We start from the raw sequence: 26,868 nt of genomic DNA on the forward strand, positions 1-26,868 counted from the left end.
CCGACTGCGCCGGCCACGCAGCCCTTCCCCTTGTCGTTCCTGGAGTCCGTTCCATGATCGATGTGGTGGTGCTTTTCTTTCTGCTCGGTGTTTTTGCCCGTCTGGTCAAGAGCGATCTGCGCTTGCCCGAAGCGCTGTACGAGACGCTGTCCATTTACCTGCTGCTGGCCATTGGCCTGAAGGGCGGTATCGAGCTGAGCAAGCAACCCCTGCTCGACCTGTTGCCGCAGATGTTGGCCTGCATGGCGCTGGGCTTTGCCATTCCGTTTGTGCTCACGCCGGTGTTGCGTGCGCTGGGCCTGAGCCGGGTGGATGCGGCGGCCATGGCCGCGCACTACGGCTCGGTCAGCGTGGTCACCTTTGCGGTGGCCAGCGCCTACCTGGCCGCGCAGGGCGTGGAAACCGAAGCCCATGCTGCCTTGTGGGTGGCCATCATGGAAGCGCCCGGTATCGTGGCGGGCATTTTGCTGGCCCGCTTAGGGGCTCCCCCAGCACCGGGTGGCGCCAAGGCCCGCATCAACTGGGCCGAGCTGGGCCACGACGTGTTTTTCGGCAAATCGGTGCTGCTGCTCGCGGGCGGCCTGATCATTGGCGCCGTCATGGGCGAAGCCGGCACCGCGCCCATTGCCCCCGTGTTCATGGCGCCCTTCAAGGGCGTGCTCGCGCTGTTCCTGCTGGAGCTGGGCTTGGTGGCGGGTGGGCGCCTGGGCGAGTTGCGCCGTTACGGCGTGCGCATCATTGGTTTTGCGCTCATCGCGCCGCCACTGCTGGCGGTGGGCGGTGCGCTTACCGGGGTCATGCTCGGCCTGAGCACGGGTGGCGTGGCCATCATGGCCACGCTGGCGGCCAGTGCCAGCTACATCGCTGCGCCCACGGCCATGCGCATGGCCGTGCCCGAAGCCAACGCGGCCCTGTCCATCACCGCTGCGCTGGGCCTCACTTTTCCGTTCAACATTGTGCTGGGCGTGCCGCTGTACCTTGAGCTGGCGCGCTGGCTCCAAAACCTGTTCGCCTGACCTCCGCACCCGCCATGGAAAAACACACCCGAACCCTGCTGGTCATCATCTCCGAAGCGGCCCTTGAAAAGCGGCTGGTGGCCGACAGCCAACGGCTGGGAGCGCAAGGCTACACCGTGCACGATGTGCGCGGCGGCAGCCGCCTGAGCACGCGCGAAGCCCTGTGGGAGGCCGACCGCAGCATCGAAATGAAGCTCATCTGCTCCGCCGAGGTGGCCGATGCCATTGCGCGCCACGTGCTCGCCACCTACGCGCCCCACTACAGCCTGACCTTGTTTTTCTCAGGCGTTGACGTGGTGCGAGCCGAAAAATTCTGAGCCTGCAGCCTGGCATGCGCCAGCCACTGGTCGCCTGACTGGCGGAGTTTGTCGGGCCGCGTTGCGCGGCCGGCTTGACATCCTGGCCGGGTGTTGCAACATGTAAACATCTGTCGTGCACACCCAGGTTTTACATGGCCAAGAACCACCAGCGCTTGATCGATCGTCCGCGTGAATGGGCAAAAAAGGGCCGGCGCATGGCGCTGATGGCCTCAGTGGCTTGGCCATTGGGTGCCTGGGCGCAGGCGCCAGCCTTAGACCCGGCTGCCTTTCAGGTGAAGCTGTGGGCCGCGAGCTGCATGGCATGCCACGGTACCGACGGCCGCGCCGAGGGCACCGGCTTGACCATTGGCGGGCGCCCAGCCCAAGACCTTTTGAGCAAGCTGCTGGGCTACAAGAGCGGCAAATTGCCCGCCACGATCATGCACCAGCATGCCAAGGGCTACAGCGACGACGAGCTGTCGCGCATCGCGGACTATTTTTCCAGCCTGAAGTGAGACCGGCATGATCCAACGACGCGTTTTTCTCAAGGCTGGACTGGTTGCTGCTGCTGCAGTGGCGGCACCCCACGTGGCGGCGCAGGCCGGTGAGCGGGTGGTGGTCATTGGCGGTGGCTTCGGTGGTGCCACCGCGGCCCGGTATTTGCGCCGCCTCAACCCGGCGTTGCAGGTGACGCTGGTGGAACCTGCCGGTGAATTCGTCATGTGTCCCATGAGCAACCGGGTGATTCACGGTGGGCTGCAACTGCGTGATATTTCCCGGCCCTACAGCCGTTTTGTGGCCAACAACGGGTTGCGCTGGGTGCGTGCACGGGCGGACAGTATCGACCTGTCGGCGCGCGAGGTGCGTGCGGGTGCCGAGCGGCTGCCGTACGACCGGCTGATCGTCTCGCCCGGTGTGGACTATGTGTACGACGGCATCGAGGGCCTGGGCACGCCAGCCCAGCAGGCGCGCGTGCCCCACGCCTGGAAGGCCGGCGAGCAGACCCAGCAGCTGCGCAACATGCTGCAGGCGCTGCCCGACGATGGCGTGGTGGCCATGACCATCCCCAAGGTGCCTTACCGCTGCCCGCCTGGCCCTTACGAGCGGGCGAGCCTGATTGCCCATTACCTGCAGACCCGAAAGCCCAAGGCCAAGCTGCTGGTGTTCGACGCCAATCCCGAGATTCAGGCCAAGAAGGGTCTGTTTGAGGCCGTCTGGAAAAGCCGCTACGGCGGCCGTATCGAATACGTGCCCAACGCCGACCTCAAGGGTGTGGACACCCAGGCGGGGGTTCTTGAATTTGACGTGCAGGGCAAGGTCAAGGCCCAGGTCATCAATGTGATTCCACCCCAGCGTGCCGGCGCCATTGCGCGCAGCAGCGGGCTGGCCAATGTGGCTAACCGGTGGTGCGGTGTCGATTTTCTCAGCTACGAGTCGACCGTGGCCCAAGGGGTGTACGTGCTGGGCGACTCGATTGCGGGTGCGCCGGGCATGCCCAAGTCGGGCCACATGGCCAACCAGGAGGGCAAGGTCTGTGCTGGCGCCATTGCCGCCCAGTCGCTCGGCATGGGCGTGCCCACGGAGCCCATCATTGCCAACACCTGCTACAGCTTTGTGTCGCAAAGCGAAGTGATCCATGTGGCGGCCGTGTACCGCTACGACGCCGCCAAGAAAATCATGGTGCCCGCGCCGGGCGCTGGCGGGGTGTCGGCCCAACCCAGCACCATGGAAGGCCTCTACGCCATGGCCTGGGCCACCAACATCATGAACGACACCCTGGGTTGAGCGGCCTGGTTGAGGGTTGGCGGCGGATCGAGCCGGCCCCGCTACCCGACTCGCCATGAAAAAAGCCCCGCGGCATGCCGAGGGGCTTTTTTCTTGCACCGACCGGCTGCGGGAGCTGGCTCGGTGCTGTTCAGAGCTGAGGCGCTGAGCGATTAATAACCGCCACGGCCACCGCCGCCACCGCCGTCACGACGGCCACCGCCACCGTAGGGGCTGCGGAAACCGCCGTCGCCGCCGGAACGGTCGCCACCGCCACCGTAGCCGCCACCGCCGGAACGGTCACCGCCACCACCGAAGCCACCGCCACCACCGCGGGGGCCGCCGAAGCCGCCGGTGCGGGGAGGACGTGCTTCCATCGGACGGGCTTCGTTCACCACCAGGCTGCGACCGCCCAGGGACTGGCCGTTCATGCCTTCAACAGCGGCTTGCGCTTCGGCGTCGTTGCCCATTTCGACAAAGCCGAAACCTTTGGAGCGGCCGGTGTCACGTTCCATCATGACCTTGGCGCTGTTGACAGAGCCGTAGGCGCTGAAAGCTTGCTGCAGGTCTTCGTCGCGGACGGTGTAGGGCAGGTTGCCCACGTACAGTTTGTTGCCCATGGTTGGGACTCCTAGTAACACTGATAAAAATAGCGATGGAGCCCCGTTAGCAAACAAAACCTGTAGCACGCGAAACCAACCGATCACTTGTCAAGCGAGCGTTTCGGACGCGCGCGCTGCGATTATGCGCGCAATGCCGCAGAAACAGGGACTATTTTTCGATGGCGATCGGCGCCCTTGTTGGCCGATGCGCCATAACAACACCCACGGTGCCAGGGCCCGGCAACGCGCCGGCGCCGGGCCTGTTTGGTCGCCGCGTTCAGCCCCGATCCTGGCGTGTGGGCGTGTTTATGTGCCGCTGGCTGTGACCGTGCAGCGCACCAAAAAGGTGAGTGCGGCCCCGGCGGGGAAGTTGCTCGCGATCACGCCCGACGGGCCCAGCAGGTCGGCGGGCGCGGCCGGGCAGCTGGCTGCCACCGGGCTGCCGCCGCTGGCGCTGCAGGACGTGACGCTGCAACTGCTCAGGCCTGCGCCGGGCACATCGGTGAGCACGGCGCCGTCGGCGCTGGACGGGCCGTTGTTGGTAAACACCACGCTGTAGGTGGTGGTGGTGCCGGTCACCACGGTGTCGGTTCCGTTGGTTTTGCTCACGTTCAGGTTGGCGTTGCAGTTGAGCGTGGTGCTGGCGGTGCCGGTGTTGTTGCCGGGTGTGCTGTCGGCGTAGGGCGCCTGGAAGCCGCTCACGGTGGCGGTGTTGATGAGCGGTCCGACGCAGGCGGTGTTGCTCACCCGCACGGTGCCGGTGATGGCCGCGAGATCGGTGCTGGCCGCGACCGGCAGTGGTGCGGTGCTGTCACAGGTGAGGGTCTGGCCAGCCTGCGAGCAGTTCCAGCCTATGGGCGCGACCGGGTTGGTGAGCGTGAGGCCGGCGGGCAGGGTGTCCACCACGCGCACCGCGCTGTTGGACAGCACACGGGTGGTGGTGCTGGTGTTGCTGGCTTCGGTGGCCTGGTTGGCGCTGAACGTCAGGTCGCTGATGGCGCGCCCGTTGTTGCGGGGTGTCAGCGTGTAGGTCAGCGTCTGGCCGGCGGTCACGCTGGCGGGTGCGGTTTTGGTGATCGACAGATCGCCCTGCAGGCACACGTCTTCCTGGCTCAAGCCGCTGGGCAGACCCGAATAGTTGCTGCCACCGACCGTGGTGCCTGGCCCGGGGTTGGTTTCGTAACCGGTGTTGGCGGTGCCGCCCACTTGGGCGCCATCCCGGTTGGCGGTGTTGTTCACCGCGGGCGTGATCTCGCGCCCGGCGGTGCTGCGCGTGGGGTCCAGGTACTTCACGCCGGCCGGATTGTGGAAACAACCCACCGGCGCGCTGGCCGGCACGTTGACGACAAAGCTCAGGGTGACGCTGCCGGGAATGTTGTTGGCCAGGCCGGGAAGGGTCAGGTTGGCCCAGACCGGAGCGCCGGCGGGGGCGCCGTTGGTGCTGAGGTTGGCTGTGGTGCCCGGACTGCCGGCCACCGCAGGCAGGCCCGGCGTGGCACCTTCCACAAAGCCGCCCCAGCTGCTGGCTGAAAGCGCGGGCGCGAACGTCAGCGCGCTGGTTTGGGCAAAGGTCCAGCCTGGCGGCAGCGTGTTGTCCACCAGGTCGGCACCCAGGGCCGCGCCGCCGCTGTTGCTCACCACAATGGTGTAGCTCACCGACGTGGCGCCGGCCGTGGTGACGGTGGGCGTGAGGGTGCGTTTGGTGACCGTGAGGTTGGGCAGGCACTGGGCGCTGGGCCGGGTACTGAACGAGCTGTCGCCCGGGGTGGTGTTGCTGCCGGGGGCGCCCGGGGTGGCGCCGTGGGCGGCACCGCCCACCGGGTTGCCGCCGGTGTTGGTGGTGCCGTTCAGCGCTCCGGGCACATTCACCGCCGTGGCGGCACCCGAACGAATGACCACGCCGCCCGCGCCGCCACCGCCGCCGGCGTGGGCCGGGCTGCCGCCCAGGTACGAGTCACCGCCCGCGCCACCGCTGGCATTGACGGTGATCCCGCCCAAGCCACCGCCCACGCTCATCAGCACCGCAGAACCACCCGCGCCGCCGCCGCCCGAGCCGTCGTTGAGGGGCTGTGTGCGGCCCGCAGCGCCGTTGGCGTTGACGGTGCCGGTACCGCTCATGCTGCCTGCGCGCACGACCACGATGCCACCGCCGGCCCCGCCGCTGGAGTTGATGGGGGTCGTACCGTCGTTGTTGCTGCCACCGGCGCCGCCACCGCCGCCCATCACCACCCGGTTCGGGGCTGCCGAGGCGAATGCGCCGCCGCCGATACCGCGCAGGTCGACGTCCGACGCGGTGAACACGCCGGCCCAGTCGGCGTTCTTCCAGCCATAGGCACCAAAGCCGCCGATACCGCCGTTGCCGCCACCGCCGCCGCCGCCGTTGTCGCGCCCGTTGTTTCGGTTGTCGCCGCCGCCGCCCGCGTTGCCGGGGGCGCCGCGACCCATGTCACCGTCGGCGTAGCCACCCCAGGTGTCGCCGAGGTCACTGCGAACGCTGTTTTCCTGGTCAAGGACCCAGCGCGGCGTTCCCCCGATGCCTTCGCCTTTGGGTGCGTGCTGGTTACTGGCAAATGTGGCCACGTAGTCTGGCGTGGCGTCGGTGTCCTGACCACCCGTCCACTGCACGCCGCCGCCGCCCCTGAAACCCCGCCCGGCCACATCTACCGTCTGGCCGTTCCAGTTCAGCGCGCCCGCCACGTCCAGCACCACCACGCCGCCTGTGCTGCCATTCCAATAGGGCGCGTTCACCGTACCGGTGAGGGTCAGCGCCGAATGCTGGGGCACGCGAATCACCTGGAACGTGCGGCGGTTGGTGGCGGTGGCGGCGTCCTGCACGTAGGCGGATGTGAGCGGGGAGCCGCGCAGGTCCAGCGAGGTGGAGGTGGTGCCTGCACCGGCGCGCACGTACTCGTAGCGCCCGGCCAGGCAGCTGCCGGCCGGGTCGGTGTAGCCGCGGCCGGTGCCGTTGCCTGCGCCGTAGTTGCTGGTGTTGGTGGTGTTCAGGTTGGCGCACTGCATCTGCATCACCACCACTAGGAGCCTGCGCGGCAGAACGTTTCGCGTACTGATTTGAGGACCGCTGCGCGGTGCCTCGGGCGATTTGATCGCTTCCGTTGTTTGGCGTGGTCCTTACGGCGGCCTTGGTCAGGTCTGAACGCTCCGTTTCGCGCCCCGAGATGCCCCGTTTTCCCTCAAATGCCGCGCAAACTGCACATCCGTCTCAAGTTCAGCGCCAGACACACGAGCTTGAACTCGGCCTTGACCTTGTCCAGTCCGCGCAAGCTGAACTGTCTGAACCCCAGCACGCTCTTGATCCAGCCGTTGGGCGCCTCCACGATCCACTTCCTCTTGCGGTAGGCCGCCTTGCCCTCGGGTGTCTTCAACTTGGCATCCATCGCCGCGCTGCGCGGGTACTTCCGGGCGTCAATCTCCAGCGCCTGCTTGCCCTCGCGCCCCAGCGCCACGATCAACTCGCTCGGGCTGTCCTTGATCTGCTCGAACACCGACTCCGAGCGGAACCCCGCATCAGCCAGCACCTGCCTGGCGTCTTCGCACAGGTTGGCTTTCACCGCCGCCAGCAACACGGGCAGGCGGTCGCTATCGGTGGCGTTGTTGCTCAGCTCGGCCGCCACCACGATCTGCGCGCTCTCGTCCACCGCCGTGTGCGCGTTGTAGCTGTAGTCATAGCCCCCACCGGCACGCTTCATGATCCGGCTGTCCGTGTCGGTGAAGCTCTCCTGGGCGCTGTCTTTGGGCACGCCGAAGTCGAGCTTGTAGCGCCCGCCCTTGGGTTTGCCGTCCTTGTCCCGGGGTTTGCGCTGATCGTTCTGACTGCGCCCACGGGCTGCATCGGCTTCTCGCTGGCGTTGTTCCAGCCGCAGCTTGGCCGCCGTGATCGCGGCCAGCCGATCGGCTCTGCGTTTGATCTCGCTGGGGATGTCGATGTCGGGTTCGTTCTTTTCCAGGTCGTCGGCCGCCTTCGCTCTGTTGAGCAGCCCGTCAATCTGCGCTTTGAGTTCGGCCTCGGCCTTGAGCATGCGCTCGTAGCTCATGGCCTTGTGACGGCTCGCATTGGCCTTGAGCTTGGTGCCGTCCACCGCCACGGTGCCCAGTTTGACCAGGCCGCACTCGCGCGCCAGGCGAACGACCTGAACGAACAAGGCCGAGAGCTCTTGCAGGTGCAGTGCCCGAAAGTCCGAGAGCGTGCGGTGCGCCGGGTAGTTCTCTGCGGCCAGCACCCGCAGCGCCACGTCTTCATGCAGTTTGGCCGCCAGCTTGCGCGAGCTGAAGGTGCCCGTGGCGTAGCCATAGATCAAGACCTTGATCATCATAGCCGGGTGAAACGGTTGGTTGCGTGGGCCGCCCTTGTCGTAACGGGCGTGAAACGCCCTCAGGTCCAGGCTGTCGACGCTGTCGCTGATGAAGTACGCCAGATGCCCTTCGGGCAGCCAGTCTTGCAGTGCGTCAGGCAGCAGTCGCTGCTGTTGCGGTTCGTAGGGGAGGTAACTTGCGGCCATGCCCACAATTTACCAAGCATTCGGACCTCATGGCGCTTCTGCCGCGCAGGCTCCTAGGTCGCCGGGTGCCACGGCCGTGGCGGCGCCGCGTGACACGCCCAGCGCGATACTGGTGCTGGGCGCGCTGTAGCTGCCGGCGGCCGGCGGGTAGTAGGTGTTTACGGTGCCGCTGCTGGCGGCGGTACCGTCGCGGCCGGGCGCCGCACAGGTTTGGGCCTGTGCGCTCAAGGCGGCGCACAAAACCAGCGCCAAACCGGCGCGGGCCCATGCTGCTGGGTCGTAAAAATTCATGGTGGTGGGGTCTGTGGCAGCGGTGCCCCAAACGGGCGTCAGGCTAATACTAAATAGTGCGGATTGTTGCACTCAGGTCGGCGCCAAGCGGCTGGACGCGCCAGCCACAGCGCCGTTTGCGGGTTTTTCGCACGGCTTTGGCCATCCAGAGCCGCGTCTGCGCTGGGCTGCACGCGGCAGCGCTTCAATTTATACTTGCTCCAGCGCCGATTTGATCCAGATTGCGGGCGCTTTAGAAATGCCGCTAAAGGGGGGATTCCCGGCCTCGCCTTTGAAACACTTGTGTTGGGCGGCGCCGGGTTTTTGTTTTTTGGACCCTGCCCAGCAGGGAATGCCCAGTGATCGTCACGCCCCAAACGTTCCGATTTGACCAACCGCTGCCCTTGCGCAGCGGCGCCGTGCTGCCCACCTACGAGCTGGTGGTGGAAACCTACGGCACGCTCAACGCCGACCGCTCCAACGCGGTGCTGGTGTGCCACGCGCTCAACGCATCGCACCATGTGGCCGGCGTGCACGCCGACGCGCAGGGCCAGCCGCTGCCGCGCAGCGAAGGCTGGTGGCACAACATGATCGGTCCTGGCAAGCCGCTGGACACCGACAGCTATTTCGTCATCGGCGTCAACAACCTCGGCTCCTGCTTTGGCTCCACCGGCCCCACGCACACCAACCCCGCCACCGGCCAGCCCTGGGGGGCCGACTTTCCGGTCGTCACGGTGGAAGACTGGGTGGACGCGCAAGCCCGCCTGCTCGACGTGATGGGCATCCAGACGCTGGCCGCCGTGATGGGTGGCAGCCTGGGCGGCATGCAGACGCTGAGCTGGACGCTGCAATACCCCGAGCGCGTGCGCCACGCCGTGGTGGTGGCCAGCGCGCCCAACCTCACGGCCGAAAACATCGCATTCAACGAAGTGGCCCGCCGCGCCATCGTGACCGACCCCGATTTCTGCGGGGGCCACTACCTGCGCGAAGGCACTCTGCCCCGGCGCGGCCTGCGCATCGCCCGCATGATTGGGCACATCACGTATTTGAGCGACGACGTGATGAATGAAAAGTTTGGCCGCAAGCTGCGGGCGGTCGATGGTGAAGATCCTGTCGCGGTGGCCGAGCTGGCCTACCGCTACAGCACCCAGGACGTCGAGTTCCAGATCGAGAGCTACCTGCGTTACCAGGGCGACAAGTTCAGCGAATACTTTGACGCCAACACCTACCTGCTGATCACCCGCGCGCTGGACTACTTCGACCCCGCGCGCGAGCACGGCGGCTCGCTCAGCACCGCGCTGGCCCGCGCCAAGGCCAAGTTTCTGCTCATCAGCTTCACTACCGACTGGCGTTTTTCACCCGCGCGCAGCCGCGAAATGGTGAAGGCGCTGCTGGAAAACGGCCGCGACGTGAGCTACGCCGAAATTGACGCGCCCCACGGCCACGACGCCTTTTTGCTCGACGACCCGCGCTACCACCAGGCCGTGCGCGCTTACTTTCAGCACACCGTGCGCGCCAGCGTGGGAGGGAACTGACCATGGCCGAACACAGCGTGATGGAATCCATTGCCCGCCTGGTGCCGCCCGGCTCCCGCGTGCTTGACCTTGGTTGCGGTGACGGCGCCCTGCTGGCCCACCTGCAGGCTACCCGCGCCTGCACCGGCTACGGCGTGGAAATTGACGACGCCAAAGTGCTCGCCTGCGTGAAGCGCGGCGTCAACGTGTTGCAGCTCAACCTGGAAGGCGGGCTCACCATGTTTGGTGACGACGCGTTTGACGTGGTGCTGCAGATCGACACCCTGCAACACCTGCGCAACGCCCAGACCATGCTGCTGGAAACCGCCCGGGTGGGGCGCCTGGGCATCGTGGCGTTTCCCAATTTTGCCCACTGGCCCAACCGCCTGGCCGTGCTGCAGGGCCACATGCCGGTGACCAAACGCCTGCCCTACCAGTGGTACGACACGCCCAACATCCGCGTGGGCACCTACCGAGACTTTGAGGTGCTGGCGCGGCGCAACGGCCTCACCATTGAAGACAGCTTTGGCCTGCACGAAGGCCGCGAAGTGCGCAGCCTGCCCAATCTGCTGGCCAGCACCGCGGTGTTTCGCTTCAAGCGGTGAACCGGTCAGGGCGCGGCTGACGCAGCCCCTGTTTCGCGGGCGGCATCGGCAGCGAAGTCGCCGGTCACGGCGGAGCCGACCAGCAAGCCTGGATAAATTTCGGCAAACGTGGCCGCAATCTGTGCCAGCGGCAGGTCGTCAAAAGGCCCACGCTCGGCCACGTATTCCATGTGCCGCTGGCCGCTGCGGTCAAACGGGTGGTACAGCGAGTCGTGCACGCCGTCAAATTCCAGCGGCAGCAGCCCAAACTTGTCACACAGCTCCACGTTGAAGGCGGGTGTGGCCTTGCGCCACGCGCCGTCCAGCCACAGCTCGGTGTAGCCGTGCCAGGCAAACACGTCGGTTTTCATGGTGTCGCGCAGCCGCTGGGTAGACAAATGGTTGCGCACATCGGCAAACCCCAGCCGCGCCGGTATGCCCGCCGCCCGCGCCACCGCGGCCAGCACCACCGCCTTGGGCACGCACCAGCCATGGCCTTGCTGCAAAGCCGTGCTGGCGCGCATGCCGTGGGCTGACAGGTCGATGCGGTAGGGGTCGTAGCGCAGCTGGTCGCGCACGGCCCGGTAGATCGACACCGCCTGGTCGCGCCCGGTGGCGCCCTGGGCGTGGGCTTGTGCAAACGCCACCACGGCGGGGTGTTGGCTGTCGATGCAGGACGTGGGGGCCAGGTGGCGCGCGTCGGGTTCGGTGTGGGGGGTGCTTGGCATAGCAAGCAAGGTACCAGAACGTGGCCGCCGAAGCGACACCCGCGCGACTGCCCGCGCGGGCTGGGCGCCACAGAAGATGCCACAGGGGTGCCACCAAAGTGCCATTTGATTTGCATCAAGGTTTGGGAACTGGGAGGCAAAGTACGACTTGTTTCCTGTTTTTCCAACTTCAGTCGGCAGGGTTTGCGCCGATATTTTTCCCAGACAAACCGGAATTCAGGCCGCCAAGGCCCATGGGCATGCCGGTGCGTTGTGTGCGGGGCTTGGTGCCCGCCCGCTGCACACACCTTCACCTTCAGGCAGCTTCGGACAGGAAAAAACATGGGAAATGGTTCAACTTTTGGCATTGCCAAGCGCTTGTATGCGGTGAGCGTGGCGATTGCCGTGGCTTTGGCCGCCTTGGGCGCCTATGCCTACATCACGCTGCACAACGCCAGCGATCTGGCGGCGTTCACCGAAGAAAACCGGGTGGCCCAGCTCAATGCCATGGGCGAGCTTGAACTCAATGTGACCCAGGTGTCGCTGCAGATCCGCCACGCCATTTTGGCGCGCACCCCACAAGAGCAGCAGGAAGCGCTGGCTTACATCGCCAGCAAGCGCCAGAACATGGACGCGGTGCTGTCAGCCTTCGAGCAGCGCCTGTTTTCGCCCGAGGGCAAGGCGCATTTCGGCAGCTTGCCGCCGGTGTTGGCGGCTTTCTGGAAAGCGGGCGAAGCCAACGTTGCGCTGATCCAGCAAGGCCAGAAAGACGAGGCTTTTGCGTACCTGGTGGACGTGACCATTCCCGCTCGCAACGTGTTGCTCAAGGCCATTGTTGACGGCAAGGCGATTCAGGGCACGGGTTTGACGCAGGACATCAACCGCATTGAAAGCAGCGTGGTCATCACCTCCAACCTGATCACCGCTGCGGCGCTGGCCATTGCCTTGGCGCTGCTGGCTTTTTCGGCTTATGTGGCGGGGGTGTTGCGTGGCCGGGTGGCGTTGTCGCAGGCGGTGGCCGAGCGCGTGCGCGACGGCGATCTGAGTACCGACGTGCGCGACGACGCCCGCGACGAATTCACGCCCCTGCTGAGCGCCCTGCGCGATATGCAGGGCTCGCTGACCCGTGTGGTGTCTGGCGTGCGCCAGAGTGCTGATGGCGTGGCCACGGCCAGCGCCCAGATTGCCCAGGGCAACGCCGACCTCTCCAGCCGCACCGAGCAGCAGGCCAGCGCGCTGGAAGAAACCAGCGCCTCCATGGAAGAAATGGGCTCCACCGCGCGCCAAAACGCCGACAACGCCCAGCAGGCCAGCCAGTTGGCCACCAGCGCCAGCCATGTCGCCGTGCAAGGCGGCGAGGTGGTGAGCCAGGTGGTGCAGACCATGAAGGACATCAACGACAGCAGCAGGAAGATCAGCGACATCATTGGCGTGATCGACGGCATCGCATTCCAGACCAACATCCTGGCGCTCAACGCCGCCGTGGAAGCGGCCCGCGCCGGCGAGCAAGGCCGGGGCTTTGCGGTGGTGGCCGGCGAGGTGCGCAACCTCGCGCAGCGCAGCGCCGAGGCGGCCAAAGAAATCAAGGGCCTGATCAACGCCAGCGTGGAGCGCGTGGCGCAAGGCACGGCGTTGGTGGACCGCGCGGGCTCGACCATGCAGGAAATTGTGGGCTCGATTCAGCGCGTGAGCGACATCGTGGGCGAAATCAGCAGCGCCAGCCGCGAGCAAAACGCGGGCGTGGGCCAGGTCAGTGAAGCCGTGACCCAAATGGACCAGGCCACCCAGCAAAACGCTGCGCTGGTGGAAGAAAGTGCCGCCGCCGCCGCTAGCCTGCAAAACCAGGCCCAGCAGCTGGTGCAGGCGGTCAGCGTGTTCAAGCTCTCGGGTGCGCCAGGCAGCATGGCCGTGGTGCGCGCAGCGCCGCCGGCGCCGCAGCCCAAGCCGTTGCACGCCCAGCCCGCGGCCCGCGCGCCGGCCTTGCCGCGCGCCACCCCAGCGCCAGCTCCTGCCGCAAAAGCCATCGAGTCCGCACGCGCCCCGGCCAGCCGCCGCCGCGACGCGGACGAGTGGGAAAGTTTCTAAACCCCAGCCCGGAGCACACCATGGACATGCGTCACGAAGCCACCCACCTGGCCCAACAAGACAGCGCGCGCAAGGCCGCCGCTGCCACGGCCCAAAAAGCCGAATTCCTCACCCTGCGCCTGGGCGCAGAAGAGTACGGCATCGACATCCTGCGGGTGCAGGAAATCCGCTCTTACGAAGAGCCCACCCGCATCGCCAACGCGCCGCCGTTCATCAAAGGCGTGGTCAACCTGCGCGGCGTGATCGTGCCGGTGGTGGACCTGCGCATCAAGCTCGGCTGCAACACCGTCGAATACAACGGCCTGACCGTGGTGGTGGTGCTCAATGTGCACGGCCGCGTGGTGGGTGCGGTGGTGGACTCGGTGTCGGATGTGCTGGAGCTCAGCCAAGACCTGATCAAGCCCGCGCCCGAGATGAACACCACGGTGGACACCAGTTTCATCACCGGCATTGCCAGCGTGGGTGAGCGCATGTTGATTTTGATGGACATCGACGCGCTCATGAGCAGCGCCGACATGGGCCTCATGGACACCCACCACGCTTAATTTTTTCCAGGTTACTTTCATGCAACGCTTCATCGCCAACCTTCGTTTCGCCCACAAGTTCATCCTCATCGGTTTGGTGGCCCTGCTCATGGTGGTCGCACCCGTAACGATCGCCGTGCGGGGTGAGATGAGCTACTTTCAAGCGGCCCGCAACGAGGCCAGTGGCATTGCGCCCGCGGGCGACGTGCTCAAGCTGCTGCAGCTGTCGCAGCAGCACCGGGGCATGTCGGCCGGTTACCTGGGCGGTAACGAAGGCGTGAAAGCGGCGCGCGAAGCCAAGCGCGGCGAGGTAGACGCTGCTTTGAACACGGCGCTGCTGTCGGTGGCCAGCCTGTCTTCCAGCCAGGCCAATGAACGGGCCCAGCGCATTCGCAGCGACTGGACCGCACTCGCCGACGCGGTGGGCAGCCGCGCGGTGGATGGTCCGCAGAGCTTTGCGCGCCACACGGCCCTGATCGCCCAGCAGCTGGACCTGCTGGAAGACGTGGCCGATGCGTCGGGGATGACGCTGAACCCCATCGCCGAGACCTATTTCATGATCCAGGCGACCTTGGCCTACTTGCCGCAACTCACCGAGAGCCTGGGCCAGGCCCGTGCGCAAGGTGCCCTGGTGCTGGCGCGGGGTGAGGCCTCGCCCGAGCAGCGCGCCCGCCTTGCGGCGCTCAACAACCTGTCCCGCATGCACATGCGCAATGCCCAGAAGGACATGGAGAAAGTGTTTGCCGCCGCCCCCCACCTGCAGCAAACGCTGCAGGCGCCGGTGGCGGCAGCCTGGAAAGCCGCTGACGAAGCCTTTGCCCTGATCGATCAGCAGGTCGTGCTGGCTGAAACGCTCACCTACCCTTCAGCAGACTATTTCGCTGCCACGACCCGCCACATCGACGCGCAGTTTGCGTTGATCGACCGTGTGTTCCATGCGTTGTCGACCGAACTGCGCGACCGCGAAAGTGCCGCGGGTCAGAGCCTGTGGACGATGGCCCTGGCTTTGGCCGCGCTTGGCCTGCTGGGTGTGTGGGTCATGGTGCTGGTAGCCGGCACCACCACCCGCTCCATTGGGCAGGCGGTGCGCGTGGCCCAGGCCGTGGCCAGTGGTGACCTCACGTCGTCCATTGACACCAGCGCGCGGGACGAAACCGGCCAGCTGCTGCTGGCGCTCAAGGCCATGAACGACAGCCTGGTTCGCATCGTCTCCGAGGTGCGCCAGGGCAGCGACAACATCGTCACCGGCAGCAGCCAGATTGCCACCGGCAACGCTGACCTGTCGCAGCGCACCGAAGAGCAAGCCAGCAACCTGGAAGAAACCGCGGCCAGCATGGAGCAGCTGACCGCCACCGTGCAGCAAAACGCCGAAACCGCCCGCCAGGCCAGCGAACTGGCCCATGGCGCCAGCGCCGCCGCCGTGGCCGGTGGCGAGGTGGTGGGCCAGGTGGTGCACACCATGCAAGACATTGCCACCAGCTCGCGCCGCATCAACGACATCATTGGCGTGATCGATGGCATCGCGTTCCAGACCAACATCCTGGCCCTGAACGCCGCCGTGGAAGCCGCCCGCGCCGGAGAGCAAGGCCGGGGCTTTGCGGTGGTGGCCGGCGAGGTGCGCAACCTGGCCCAGCGCAGCGCCGCGGCAGCCAAGGAAATCAAGACGTTGATTGGCGAAAGCGTGGAGCGTGTGGATGCGGGCACCGCCCTGGTGGAGCAAGCCGGCCAGCGCGTGGGCAACATCGTGAGCCAGGTCAAGCGTGTGAGCGACCTCATTGGTGAAATCACCTCGGCCAGTGCCGAGCAGTCCAGCGGCATTTCGCAAGTGGGCGACGCCGTGGCCCAGCTGGACCAGGTGACCCAGCAAAACGCGGCCCTGGTGGAGGAAAGCGCGGCCGCTGCCGACAGCCTGAAGCACCAGGCCACCCAGCTGGCCGAGCTGGTGAGCGTGTTTCGGGTGGGTGCTGCGGCCTGACAAAGGCCCATTTGGGCAACGCGGAGCAAGTCCCTTCGCTGTGCCCGCGCATCCCCCTTGGCGGTCGGCTGCGCTACAAATTTTTGCCATGGCCACGCCCATGGCTTCGGTTTGCGCCTTGCAATCCATCCCGATACGGAGCGCGTGAGCACCCGCGAAGACGCACTTTGAAGGCGTGATCGGGGGCATGCCGCAGGGGCGCGGCAACGCATGTGTGGAAGCCATGAATGGGCGGATGCAAAACGCCAAGCGCGCTGCATGCGGGTTCAGAACAAGCGCGAACTTCAACGCGATTGCTGACCTGCGTCTATTCAAGCTCAGGCACCTATCGGCCCACCCGCTTGAACACGCCGCACCACGTTTCGCGGGTGTGACCACGCGCAGGTGCTGAGGTCAAGCTCCATGCCATATGGCATGGATCCTCGCATGTGACCGTACCTCGCTAGCCCCGCTTTCATCTGAGCCTCGCTTCGTTGGTTCACCGCGAAGCATTCCCGTGTCGTTTGAGCATGGACAGGTGGGTCTCAGAGGGGGAAGCCATTGGCGCTGACTTCACCCGGTGGCGGGGTTGTGTTCAACAAGCGCTTCGGACCCATTTCGTCTTTTCACACCCGCGCCGCCGAGGTCTTGTCCTGCGATTTTTAAATGATAAAAATAATATCTTGACATATTTGCGTATTTTATGTAAAGTGTCAACTTTTTAAGATATTAAAAATGCAGTTGCAAACGCAAGACTCATCTATCGCCCGGTGGCTTTATTCATATACCGGGTATTGAAGCTCCGTCTTTGATAAGAGCAGCATTGCCCGCCAGGCATTCAAAAGATCTGGTTGGGGATTCATTTTTTCAGGTACCCAACGTGTGTACTTATTACGATGTTAGATTTAAATACCCGTGGCGTGGAGATGGAATTTTTCCGTCTGATGCGGTGGTGTTTGATCGGTTTACGGGGTACCGGCGCTGGCTCAATGCCGATCTGCATGGAACTTGACCTTCAACACCTATGCGTGCTGAGGCCTGCGAAGCGCGGCGCTGCGTACTCGAACGGGTTGGCTGGAAGGTGCTTGAGCTTGGACAGGCGCAGGTGCGCAATGGCGATGAAGTTCCTGCTCGTTCTGAATCCGCGTGCGGCCCGCTTGGCGTTTTGCATCAGCCCATTCATGGCCTCCACAAACGCGTTGCTGCGTCCTTGCTGCATGCCCGTGATGACACCTTCGAAGTGCGTCTTGAGCGTACGCGCCAGCCGCTTGAAGGGCTCCAGGCGCGAGCGCATGGCCCAACCGATCCACTTGGTCAGACCCGTGCGGGCGACCTCTTCACCGTGACCCTGCGCCGCTGCCTCATACACCTCGCGCAGCGCCCCCTTCATGCGCCAGGCCCGTGCGCTTTGCAAGTTCGTGCGCTGCAGGGTGTACATCGCCTGTATGTGCCGCTGATTCCAGCTCGCATGGTGCGTGCGCATCGCCCAGCTCAGGCTGCGCCTGCTGGCGCGGTCCAGCTCGCCCAGCGCTTGCGCCACGGCGGTGGGCCGGCTTTTGAATTCGGCCGCGCGCACCTCATCCATGGCCTTGCCCGCCAGGGCCGCCACATGAAAGCGGTCATAACAGATGGCCGCCTGCGGCAGTTGCTGCTGTGCCCCTTTCAGGTAGGCCGCACTCATGTCCATGCTCACATGGCTGATCGCCTGGGCGCTCCCGCCATGTTCGGACAGGTCTTGGGTGAAGGCATTGACCGTCTGGTGATCGCGTCCCTCGGTGACAAAGAGCAGGCGCTTTTGCTGCAGATCGTGCACGGCCGTGACGTATTCGTGGCCCTTGCGCAGACTGGTCTCGTCAATGCCGATGTGGCGCACGCCGCTCATGTCGTCCTTCTGACGCGCAAGCTTGACGTAGTGCTCAATGCGCCGCCACAAGGCTTTGGCGTCGGCACGCAGGTGACGGGCCGCGTGGGCCACGGGCAGTTCTTTGCACAGGCTCAGCGCCAGCGCTTCAAACAGCAGCGTGAAGCCGCTGCCCTCGCGCGCCCAGGGCACCGGCACCTGGCTGGTCTTGCCGCAGGCGGTACAAGCTACGCGGGGTATGGCCGCGTGCAGCCAGGCTTCGAACTGGAAAAAATCCAGATGGCGCCAAGATCGCTCAATGCTCTCGTGGATGCCTTGATCGGGTGCGCCGCAGTGCGGGCAGGTCAGACGCCGCTCGGTGCAGACCACTTCAAAGTCAATGCGTTTCTTGGCGGTGCTCAACTCGGCGCGCTCGACACGCCAGGGGGCTTGCAGCCCAAGGGCTGCGGTGAACAGGGCTTCGGTGCTCAGGCTCATGGTCGGTTACGAAGGTGTCAGGGTGGCGGCAATCAGGCCAGAGTATCCAGCAACCTCACGCACTCAGCACGCATAGGTGTTGAAGGTCAAGTTCCATGCAAATCGGCATTGAGCCCCGGCGCTTTTGTGTGGGTGTGAATGTGGATCACACTTTTTCGTACCTGAAAATTTATGATGAGCGCGGTGGGGTTCGTTTTGAAAGCGAGTTGTCCAATATTGAGTTGGCAGGTATTGAGTCCTTGATTCAATGGCGGCTCTCGACGCCAGCGGCTGTGTTAAACAGCATGGCTGTCGCTTGTCTGGGGCCTGAGTTGTCCATGGTGGGTGGTTCCAAACCAAAACGCGTTTCAAAGTTTTCAGTCAATGACGCCAGTTTTACCTTGCCCATGGCCCAATTGGGTCGTGATGCCTTGATTGAATCCGACTGTGTGGTGTTGATAGCGAAGTCATCACAAAAATGCGTCGCGCAAGCAGACAGGGGTCGAGAGTTGGTTGTTTTTGCCATGGCAGAGCAAGGGACCGACATGGTGCGCTGACTGCACAGGCAGGTGAGCGATGGGCATTCAAAAATGGAGACCGCCCGCAGATTCATTCGTGGCAACCGGTTCTCACTTTTTCCAGCACGTTTCGCCAAATCGACATCGGCAAGGTGGAGCCACCGGATCCTTCGGCGCGGGGTGATGAGGGCGTGGGCGGATGGTTCACTTTGGTACTCATGTCCTCTTAAGCTGGGGTAAGCCAGGGGTTTCGACTTTTTATTAGAGCTTCAGGTCTGGCGCGCCAAGCCGATAGTCCATGGACCAACCCGTTAATCGAGGACCCATCCCATGGACATGCGCAACGAGGCCACCCTGCAGGCCAACCAACACAGCGCGCGCGCTGCTGCCGTCAAAAAGGCCGAATTTCTGACCTTTCGCCTCGGTGGCGAAGAATATGGCATCGACATCCTGCGCGTGCAGGAGATCCGCTCGTTTGAAGAGCCCACCCGCATCGCCAACGCGCCGAGCTTCATCAAAGGCGTGGTCAACCTGCGCGGCGTGATCGTGCCGGTGGTGGACCTGCGCATCAAGCTCGGCTGCGACAAGGTGGAATACAACGGCTTCACCGTGGTGATCGTGCTCAACGTGCACGGCCGCGTGGTGGGTGCGGTGGTGGACTCGGTGTCGGACGTGCTGGAGCTGGCTGGCGACCTGATCAAGCCAGCGCCCGAGATGAACACCACGGTGGACACCAGCTTCATCACCGGCATTGCCAGCGTGGGTGAACGCATGTTGATTTTGATGGACATCGACGCGCTGATGAGCAGTGCCGACATGGGCCTCATGGACAGCTCGCAGAGCCTGCAGTAAGTCTGTTGAACCGCTCTGCCCCCACGAGAAGATCCGCATGAACACACCTCCTACCCGACACCGTTCGATTGCGCGTCGCGTCGCGCTCCAGGCGGTGGGCATGCTGGCCAGCGTGCTCTTGCTCATCAGCGTGGGCATGGCGGTGGTGGCCGAAGACCGTTCGCGCGAGCGCATCGTGGTGTGGGCCGGAGACAAGGCGCAGGCCGTGGCCGATTCGGTAGACGCCTTTGATGCCACCGCCCGCATGATGACCGACCGGGCCTACCGCCCGTTCCGTCAGAAGTTTGCGGAAAAACTGGAACTGGATGCCGAGGCTGGCCAGTTGAAAAGCTGGGGCATGTTGCTCAACAACGACTTTGCCGAGGTGGACACGTTTCACCAGCAAAACGGCGGTGTGGCCACCATCTTCATGCGCAAAGGCGATGACTTTGAGCGCATCACCACCTCGCTGAAAAAGGAAAACGGTGAGCGTGCCATGGGCACCCTGCTGGCGCGTGAGCACCCCGCCTACCCGCTCATGCTGCAGGGCAAAACCTACACCGGCCGCGCCGTGCTGTTTGGTAAGCCCTACATGACCCACTACGAGGCGGTGGCCAACGACGCCGGTCAGGTGGTGGGGATCCTGTTCATCGGGTTTGACATTGGCGACTTCCAGGCCTCGCTGACCCAGCTCGTCAACGAAGCGCGCTTTTTTGAAACCGGCGGCACCTATGTGATCGACCCGCGCAGTTCCAGCGCCGAGGCGGTGTTTGTGGCCCACCCCACAGCCGCAGGCAAAAAAGTGCTCGATGTGTTCCCCGACGCCGGTCCCGTGCTGGACCAGCTGCGCGATGCACCGCAAAACTTTGTGGACGGCGGTACGGCGCTCTTTCAGGCCGACATACCCAACCCATGGCGCGTGAAGCGCACCGCCAAGGCGGGCGGCTGGTGGGTGGTGGCCGAGGTGTCTGACGATGAAGCCATGGCCACGCACTGGGAAACCATCTACGCGTTCTGGGCCTTGCTGGCCGCCACCACGGTGGTGCTGGGGCTGGGTTTGTTCTGGCTGGTTCGGCGCAATGTCAGCCGTCCGCTGGCCGAACTGACCCAGGCCGTCACCAGCGTGGCCCAGGGCGACCTGACCCGCCCGTTCAGCACCGACCGCCACGACGACATTGGCCGCCTGGTGCTGGAGGTGGAAAGCATGCGCCAGCGCTTCCTGTCCATGATGCGCGAACTGCGCAGCGCGGCCGACAGCATCAACACCGCGTCGGCCGAAATTGCCAGCGGCAACCAGGACCTGAGCGCCCGTACCGAGCAAGCCGCCAGCAACCTGGAAGAAACCGCAGCCAGCATGGAAGAGCTCACCAGCACCGTGCGCCAAAGCGCCGACGCTGCGCGCCAGGCCAACCAGCTCGCGGCCAGCGCCTCTGAGATTGCGGTGCGCGGTGGTCAGGTGGTGGGCCAGGTGGTCACCACCATGAACGAGATCAACCACAGCAGCAAAAAGATCAGCGACATCATTGGCGTGATCGACGGCATCGCGTTTCAGACCAACATCTTGGCGCTCAATGCGGCGGTGGAAGCGGCCCGCGCGGGTGAGCAAGGCCGGGGCTTTGCGGTGGTGGCCGGCGAGGTGCGCAACCTGGCGCAGCGCAGCGCCGAAGCCGCCAAAGAAATCAAAGGCCTCATTGGTACCAGCGTGGACAAGGTCGAGACCGGCAGCCGCCTGGTGGCCGATGCGGGCCAGACCATGAGCGAAATTGTGGGCTCGGTGCAGCGCGTGAGCGACATCATTGGCGAAATCACGGCGGCCGCGGGCGAGCAAAGCGACGGCATTGGCCAGGTGAACACGGCGGTGAACCAGCTCGACCAGATGACGCAGCAAAACGCGGCACTGGTGGAGCAAAGCGCGGCGGCCGCCGAGAGCCTGAAAGAGCAGGCCGCGCGCCTGTCGCAGGTGATCGCCACGTTCCGCACGGGTGACGATGCTTCTGCCCTGACCCCGCTCACGGCCGTACCCAACAGAAAGCCGGTGCCGGTGCAAAGCCCCCGGCGCAAGCCCGCCGCTGTGCCGTTGTCGGTGCCGCAACGCAAGGCGCTGGCGGCGCCCACCCAGCGCCTTCGTCCCCCGGCCCCCAGCGCCCCCTCTGCCAGCCCAGCCCAGCCCAAGCGTGCCCTTACCCAGGCCACCGCCGAAGGCGACTGGGAAAGCTTTTAAGCGATTCCCTCAGATTTACGGAGACCTTTCATGTACTTCAACCAACTCAAAATTGGCCAGCGTCTGACGCTGGGTTTCGCCTCCGTGCTGGTGCTGCTGGTGGTGCTCACGGTGGTGGCCTGGAACAGCCTGCAAGCCGCACGCCAAGGCACCATTGACGTGGTGGCCATGGAGCGGCGCGCCTTCATGGCCGACGAATGGCTGGCCAGCACCCAGCTCAACATCAACCGGGTGATGGCCTTGGCCAAATCGCGCAACGACGCCGAGGTGGACGCCTACTTCAAGCCGCTGATTGCGCAGACCACGCAGCGCATCAACGAGCTGCAAAAGGGGCTGGAAGACGAAATTGACAGCGACAAAGGCAAGGCATTGCTCAAAGACATTGCCGCGCGCCGCACCGAATACATCGCGGTGCGCAAGACCTATTTCGACACCCTCAAAGCCGGCGACCTGGACGGCGCCAACCAGCAATTGCAGTCTGCCCTCATGCCGGCCGCTGAGCGCTACACCAGCACCATGGGCGAGCTGAAGACGCTGGAGCACCAAGTGGTGGCCGATGCGGTGGCCGCCTCGGACGCCGTGATACAGCGGGAGATCATGCTGTTGGCGGGCTTGGCTGCGCTGGCTGTTTTGCTGGGGCTGGTGGTGTCCTGGCGCATCACCCGCTCGGTGACCGCACCCGTGCTAGAAGCGGTGAGCATTGCCCAGTCGGTGGCCAGCGGCGATCTGAGCCGGGAAGTGAACACGAAACGCACCGACGAACTGGGCGACCTGCTCAAAGCCTTGGGCGCCATGAAAGCGTCGTTGGTGAACACCGTGGGCCAGGTGCGCAGCGCGGCCGACAGCATCAACACCGCGTCGGCCGAAATTGCCAGCGGCAACCAGGACCTGAGCGCCCGCACCGAGCAGGCCGCCAGCAACCTGGAAGAAACCGCGGCCAGCATGGAAGAGCTGACCAGCACCGTGCGCCAAAGCGCCGACGCTGCGCGCCAGGCCAATCAGCTCGCGGCCAGCGCCTCTGAGATTGCGGTGCGCGGTGGTCAGGTGGTGGGCCAGGTGGTCACCACCATGAACGAGATCAACCACAGCAGCAAAAAGATCAGCGACATCATTGGCGTGATCGACGGCATCGCGTTCCAGACCAACATCTTGGCGCTCAATGCGGCGGTGGAAGCCGCCCGCGCCGGTGAGCAAGGCCGGGGCTTTGCGGTGGTGGCCGGCGAGGTGCGCAACCTGGCGCAGCGCAGTGCCGAAGCCGCCAAAGAAATCAAAGGCCTCATTGGCACCAGCGTGGACAAGGTCGAGACCGGCAGCCGCCTGGTGGCCGATGCGGGCCAGACCATGAGCGAAATTGTGGGCTCGGTGCAGCGCGTGAGCGACATCATTGGCGAAATCACGGCGGCCGCGGGCGAGCAAAGCGACGGCATTGGCCAGGTGAACACCGCGGTGAACCAGCTGGACCAGATGACGCAGCAAAACGCGGCACTGGTGGAGCAAAGCGCGGCGGCCGCCGAGAGCCTGAAAGAGCAGGCCGCGCGCCTGTCGCAGGTGATCGCGATCTTCCGCACCGATGGCAGCGCCATGGTCAACGCACCCGCGCGCGCCGCGAGCACGTACGCCCACATCACGCCTACCCAGCGTGCGACCACCAGCTTCAAGCCCAGCGCCAAGCCCACCGCTGCGCTGGCCAAGCCTGCCGCACCGCGCATCGCGGCATCGGCGCCTGCTTCCGTTCCGGCTTCTTCTACAGCCCTCAAGCGGCCGCAGCCCGCCGCCAGCAAGTCCGCACAGTCCACCGCGGCCGGTGCTGAAGGCGACTGGGAAAGCTTCTGAATCCCACACCAATGCCCGTAGGTGAACACCATGCGATTCAACCAGCGCCTCTTGATAGCCTTTGTTGTGCCCTCGGTGCTGTTCGTGGGCGGTTTGACCGCCGCCATCGGCTCGCTGATCAACACGCAGCGCGAGTTTGATGGCTACCTTCAAACCGAAGCGGCCATTGCCAACGGCGTGCGTGAGATGTATGCCCAAGGCCTGCAGATGGGCCAGGCCATGCGCAACATCGTGCTGGACCCAGGCAACCTGACCGCTTACAAAAACCTGGACGGCGCCCGAGAGGCCTACGACAAGGCCTTTGACGAAAGCCAGCAGCTGGCCAAGGGGCTGACGGTTGAGCCAGCCATTTTGGCGCTGGGCGAGCTGCGAGCCACCCAGGGCCGCGCCCAGCAACAGGTGCTGGACACGCTCAAGACCGACCCGACCCAGGCCGGGGCCTTGCTTAACAAAGTCGAAACGCCGGCCTGGCGCCAGCTGCGCACCGCGCTGTTGAAGCTGCGCGATGACATGGGCGTGTTGTCGCATGCGACCCATGTCGCCGTCAACGCACGCGCCGACCGCATGCGTTGGATTTCCATGGGGCTGGCCGCGCTGGCCATGGCGGTTTCGGTGGTGCTGGGGATGCAATTGCGACGCACCTTGCGCCGTGAAATTGGGGGTGACCCGGCGGTGGTGCGAGCCACCTTGCAACAGATGGCCGGCGGTGATCTGACGGGCCATGTGCCGCCCACGCCGGAGCCGCAGAGCCTGGTGGGCGCACTGTCGTCCATGCAGGCGGCCATGCGCACCCTGGTGGCGCAGGTGCAGCAGTCGAGCGCCAGCATTGAAGTGGCCACCAGCGAAATTTCACTGGGCAACCACGACCTGTCAGCCCGAACGGAAGCGGCTGCAAGCAACCTGGAGCAAACGGCAGCCAGCATGGAAGAGCTCAACAGCACCATGCGCCAGAGTGCGGATGCGGCGCGCCAGGCCAGCCAGCTGGCGGTGGCCAACGCCGAAGTGGCTGCGCGCGGCGGTCAGGTGGTGGGCCAGGTGGTGGCCACCATGGAAGAGATCAACCAGAGCAGCAAAAAGATCAGCGACATCATTGGCGTGATCGACGGCATTGCGTTCCAGACCAACATCCTGGCGCTGAACGCGGCGGTGGAAGCCGCCCGCGCCGGCGAGCAAGGCCGGGGCTTTGCGGTGGTGGCCGGCGAGGTGCGCAACCTGGCGCAGCGCAGCGCCGAAGCCGCGAAAGAAATCAAGACGCTCATTGGCACCAGCGTGGACCGGGTGGAAGCGGGCTCGCGCCTGGTGGGCGAAGCGGGCAGCACCATTGGCGATGTGGTGGCCAACGCCCAGCGCGTAGCCGACATCATCGGTGAGATCACCGCCGCCAGCGGCGAGCAAAGCAGCGGCATTGGGCAGATCAACGCCGCGGTGAACCAGCTCGACCAGATGACGCAGCAAAACGCCGCGCTGGTGGAAGAGAGCGCTGCGGCGGCAGAGAGTTTGAAGGACCAGGCGGTCCGGTTGTCGCAAGTCATTGCGATGTTCCGCACCGGTGGCAGCAGCCCCACGCATCCGGTTGCCGCGCCGCGCGCCGGAGTGCCCAAAGCGCCGTTGTCCACCGTCCGCCCCGCTGCGCAAAAAACCGCGCCTCCCGTGTTGGCCGCACGACCGCCGGCGCGTGCCCTCCAGCGGCCGCCGGACCTGCAGACCGTTGCCTCCCAGCCAGGCAAGGCAGCTGTGGCCGCTGGCCATGAAGGCGACTGGGAAAGTTTCTGAACGGCCCGCTCGCAGGCGCTGGGGCTTGCCCCCGATGCCGGGCACTTTCTTTTCGACCAAATCACGATAAACCAGGGTTTTCGACATGAGCAACACAAACCAACGCAGACACGCCGACAACGGCCAGGCCCTTTTGGGTGACAAGGTGATGCTGGCCGCCATCGTGGTCAGCGCCATCGCCGCTGTGGTCATTGGCTTTCTGTATTACGAGCCTACGCTGGGCGTGATCGGTGCGCTGGCGTTTGCGGGCCTGGGCGCTGCGGTCTTCGCTGTGGCGCGCGGCACCATGGTCTCGCGCCTGGTGTTGGTGTTTGCGCTGGTGGCGCTGGTGGCGCTGCACATTCAACTGGCGCGCGGCGAAATCGAATACCACTTTGGCGTGTTCGTCACACTGGCGCTGGTGCTGGTGTATCTGGACTGGCGGCCCATCGTGTTCGCGGCGGGTTTGTTTGCGGTGCACCATGTGCTGTTTGACCGTTTGCAAGCCGCTGGCCTGGGCTTTTATTGCACCACCGAAGCCAACTTCTGGCGTGTGATGCTGCATGCCGGTTATGTGGTGATTCAGACCTCGCTGGAGGTGGTGCTGGCGGTGAGCATGGGGCGCACCGCCCGCGAAGGCGTTGAACTGGCCGGCATGGTGGCCGCGGTGGACCAGCCCGACGGCATTGCGCTGGACATGAGCGGCATGGACGTGACCACGCCGCGCGCGCAGGCCCTGAGGGCCGCGCTGCAGCGCATGCAGGTGGTGGTGGCGTCGGTGCAGGCCTCAGCCGTACACATCGAAGCCGCCAGCCGAGAAATTGCCAGCGGCAACAACGACCTTTCAGCGCGCACCGAGCAAGCGGCCAGCAACCTGCAAGAAACCGCCGCCAGCATGGAGCAGATCAACAGCACCGTGCGCCAGAGCGCTGACGCAGCCCGCCAGGCCAGCCAGATGGCGGTGGCCAACGCAGAAGTGGCCGCACGCGGTGGCCAGGTGGTGGGCCAGGTGGTGGCCACGATGCACGAGATCAACCACAGCAGCAAAAAGATCAGCGACATCATTGGCGTGATCGACGGCATTGCGTTCCAGACCAACATCTTGGCGCTCAATGCGGCGGTGGAAGCCGCCCGCGCCGGCGAGCAAGGCCGGGGCTTTGCCGTGGTGGCGGGCGAGGTGCGCAACCTGGCGCAGCGCAGCGCCGAGGCGGCCAAAGAAATCAAGACGCTCATTGGCAACAGCGTGGACAAGGTGGACGCCGGCTCGCGCCTCGTGGCCGAAGCGGGCAGCACCATTGACGAGGTGGTGGCCAACGCGCAGCGCGTGGCCGACATCATTGGCGAGATCACGGCGGCGTCTTCCGAGCAATCGGGGGGCATCAGCCAGGTGCACACCGCGGTGAACCAGCTCGACCAGATGACGCAGCAAAACGCGGCGCTGGTGGAAGAAAGCAGCGCGGCCGCCGAAAGCCTGAGAGAGCAAGCGCAGAACCTGGCCCAAGCCATTTTGGTGTTCAAGCCCAGCGGTTCGCTGCGCTTGGTCTGACTCTCGGTGCGTTG

General features: G+C 65.0%; 22 protein-coding genes and 1 riboswitch. Of the genes, 16 read left to right on the forward strand and 6 right to left on the reverse strand.

What is annotated here, in order from left to right; genetic code table 11:
- Positions 1-53: 53 nt before the first annotated feature.
- The 4 genes from AC4QBL_RS17870 to AC4QBL_RS17885 all read left to right on the forward strand — a co-directional run bounded on the left by AC4QBL_RS17870 (position 54) and on the right by AC4QBL_RS17885 (position 3,100).
- On the forward strand, positions 54-1,016 hold the full coding sequence (locus tag AC4QBL_RS17870) for a sodium-dependent bicarbonate transport family permease (RefSeq protein WP_472908381.1): 963 nt from the start codon (positions 54-56) through the stop codon (positions 1,014-1,016).
- A 14-nt stretch (positions 1,017-1,030) separates the two neighbouring features.
- Entirely contained in the window at positions 1,031-1,333 is a 303-nt protein-coding gene (locus AC4QBL_RS17875; RefSeq protein WP_472908382.1) for a P-II family nitrogen regulator, read from the forward strand.
- Between the two features lie 134 nt (positions 1,334-1,467).
- Positions 1,468-1,830 carry a c-type cytochrome gene (locus AC4QBL_RS17880; RefSeq protein ID WP_472908383.1) on the forward strand — a complete coding sequence of 121 codons (363 nt, stop codon included), beginning with the start codon at positions 1,468-1,470 and terminating at the stop codon, positions 1,828-1,830.
- 7 nt (positions 1,831-1,837) lie between these two features.
- Complete coding sequence (locus AC4QBL_RS17885; protein ID WP_472901996.1) at positions 1,838-3,100, forward strand: FCSD flavin-binding domain-containing protein; 1,263 nt, start codon at positions 1,838-1,840, stop codon at positions 3,098-3,100.
- Between the two features lie 152 nt (positions 3,101-3,252).
- Here AC4QBL_RS17885 and rbp read toward each other — a convergent pair whose 3' ends face one another.
- From rbp to AC4QBL_RS17905, 4 genes are all read right to left on the reverse strand, one after another.
- Positions 3,253-3,699: an RNA-binding regulator gene (gene rbp / locus AC4QBL_RS17890; RefSeq protein WP_472901995.1), complete on the reverse strand. Its 447-nt coding sequence runs from the start codon at positions 3,697-3,699 to the stop codon at positions 3,253-3,255.
- Positions 3,700-3,987: 288 nt separating this feature from the next.
- Positions 3,988-6,705, reverse strand: a complete 2,718-nt coding sequence (locus AC4QBL_RS17895) for a hypothetical protein (RefSeq protein ID WP_472908384.1) — start codon at positions 6,703-6,705, stop codon at positions 3,988-3,990.
- Positions 6,706-6,872: 167 nt separating this feature from the next.
- On the reverse strand, positions 6,873-8,198 hold the full coding sequence (locus tag AC4QBL_RS17900) for an IS1182 family transposase (protein ID WP_472907858.1): 1,326 nt from the start codon (positions 8,196-8,198) through the stop codon (positions 6,873-6,875).
- Positions 8,199-8,225: 27 nt separating this feature from the next.
- Positions 8,226-8,489, reverse strand: a complete 264-nt coding sequence (locus AC4QBL_RS17905; RefSeq protein WP_472908475.1) for a hypothetical protein — start codon at positions 8,487-8,489, stop codon at positions 8,226-8,228.
- Between the two features lie 193 nt (positions 8,490-8,682).
- A riboswitch (SAM riboswitch) is annotated at positions 8,683-8,755 on the forward strand.
- A 72-nt stretch (positions 8,756-8,827) separates the two neighbouring features.
- On the opposite strand from AC4QBL_RS17905, the gene metX reads away from it, so the two are divergent.
- The gene (gene metX, locus AC4QBL_RS17910; RefSeq protein ID WP_472908474.1) at positions 8,828-10,003 is read left to right on the forward strand and encodes a homoserine O-succinyltransferase MetX; all 1,176 of its coding nucleotides are present in this window, start codon (positions 8,828-8,830) and stop codon (positions 10,001-10,003) included.
- 2 nt (positions 10,004-10,005) lie between these two features.
- A complete protein-coding gene (gene metW, locus AC4QBL_RS17915; RefSeq protein ID WP_472901992.1) occupies positions 10,006-10,587 on the forward strand; it encodes a methionine biosynthesis protein MetW in 582 nt (193 codons plus the stop codon).
- A gap of 5 nt (positions 10,588-10,592) precedes the next feature.
- Here metW and AC4QBL_RS17920 read toward each other — a convergent pair whose 3' ends face one another.
- On the reverse strand, positions 10,593-11,294 hold the full coding sequence (locus AC4QBL_RS17920; protein WP_472908473.1) for a transglutaminase-like domain-containing protein: 702 nt from the start codon (positions 11,292-11,294) through the stop codon (positions 10,593-10,595).
- Positions 11,295-11,615: 321 nt separating this feature from the next.
- On the opposite strand from AC4QBL_RS17920, the gene AC4QBL_RS17925 reads away from it, so the two are divergent.
- From AC4QBL_RS17925 to AC4QBL_RS17940, 4 genes are all read left to right on the forward strand, one after another.
- Positions 11,616-13,358 carry a methyl-accepting chemotaxis protein gene (locus AC4QBL_RS17925; RefSeq protein ID WP_472908472.1) on the forward strand — a complete coding sequence of 581 codons (1,743 nt, stop codon included), beginning with the start codon at positions 11,616-11,618 and terminating at the stop codon, positions 13,356-13,358.
- A gap of 20 nt (positions 13,359-13,378) precedes the next feature.
- The gene (locus tag AC4QBL_RS17930) at positions 13,379-13,903 is read left to right on the forward strand and encodes a chemotaxis protein CheW (RefSeq protein WP_472908471.1); all 525 of its coding nucleotides are present in this window, start codon (positions 13,379-13,381) and stop codon (positions 13,901-13,903) included.
- A gap of 19 nt (positions 13,904-13,922) precedes the next feature.
- Positions 13,923-15,857 (forward strand): methyl-accepting chemotaxis protein, encoded by a 1,935-nt coding sequence (locus tag AC4QBL_RS17935; RefSeq protein ID WP_472908470.1) that lies wholly within the window; start codon positions 13,923-13,925, stop codon positions 15,855-15,857.
- A 187-nt stretch (positions 15,858-16,044) separates the two neighbouring features.
- Positions 16,045-16,248, forward strand: a complete 204-nt coding sequence (locus AC4QBL_RS17940; protein ID WP_492131611.1) for a transposase — start codon at positions 16,045-16,047, stop codon at positions 16,246-16,248.
- A gap of 603 nt (positions 16,249-16,851) precedes the next feature.
- Here the strand turns inward: AC4QBL_RS17940 and AC4QBL_RS17945 are convergent.
- Complete coding sequence (locus AC4QBL_RS17945) at positions 16,852-18,174, reverse strand: ISL3 family transposase (protein ID WP_472907315.1); 1,323 nt, start codon at positions 18,172-18,174, stop codon at positions 16,852-16,854.
- A gap of 95 nt (positions 18,175-18,269) precedes the next feature.
- Between AC4QBL_RS17945 and AC4QBL_RS17950 the strand changes: the two genes are divergently transcribed.
- The 6 genes from AC4QBL_RS17950 (at position 18,270) to AC4QBL_RS17975 (ending at position 26,854) form a co-directional block, all read left to right on the forward strand.
- The gene (locus tag AC4QBL_RS17950; RefSeq protein WP_472907548.1) at positions 18,270-18,710 is read left to right on the forward strand and encodes a hypothetical protein; all 441 of its coding nucleotides are present in this window, start codon (positions 18,270-18,272) and stop codon (positions 18,708-18,710) included.
- A gap of 291 nt (positions 18,711-19,001) precedes the next feature.
- The gene (locus AC4QBL_RS17955) at positions 19,002-19,523 is read left to right on the forward strand and encodes a chemotaxis protein CheW (RefSeq protein WP_472907547.1); all 522 of its coding nucleotides are present in this window, start codon (positions 19,002-19,004) and stop codon (positions 19,521-19,523) included.
- 37 nt (positions 19,524-19,560) lie between these two features.
- A complete protein-coding gene (locus AC4QBL_RS17960) occupies positions 19,561-21,723 on the forward strand; it encodes a methyl-accepting chemotaxis protein (protein ID WP_472907546.1) in 2,163 nt (720 codons plus the stop codon).
- Between the two features lie 30 nt (positions 21,724-21,753).
- A complete protein-coding gene (locus AC4QBL_RS17965; RefSeq protein WP_472907545.1) occupies positions 21,754-23,556 on the forward strand; it encodes a methyl-accepting chemotaxis protein in 1,803 nt (600 codons plus the stop codon).
- A gap of 30 nt (positions 23,557-23,586) precedes the next feature.
- The gene (locus tag AC4QBL_RS17970; protein WP_472907544.1) at positions 23,587-25,329 is read left to right on the forward strand and encodes a methyl-accepting chemotaxis protein; all 1,743 of its coding nucleotides are present in this window, start codon (positions 23,587-23,589) and stop codon (positions 25,327-25,329) included.
- 85 nt (positions 25,330-25,414) lie between these two features.
- Positions 25,415-26,854 carry a methyl-accepting chemotaxis protein gene (locus tag AC4QBL_RS17975; protein WP_472901983.1) on the forward strand — a complete coding sequence of 480 codons (1,440 nt, stop codon included), beginning with the start codon at positions 25,415-25,417 and terminating at the stop codon, positions 26,852-26,854.
- Positions 26,855-26,868 lie beyond the last annotated feature (14 nt).

It is taken from the genome of Hydrogenophaga sp. L99, from assembly GCF_058731905.1.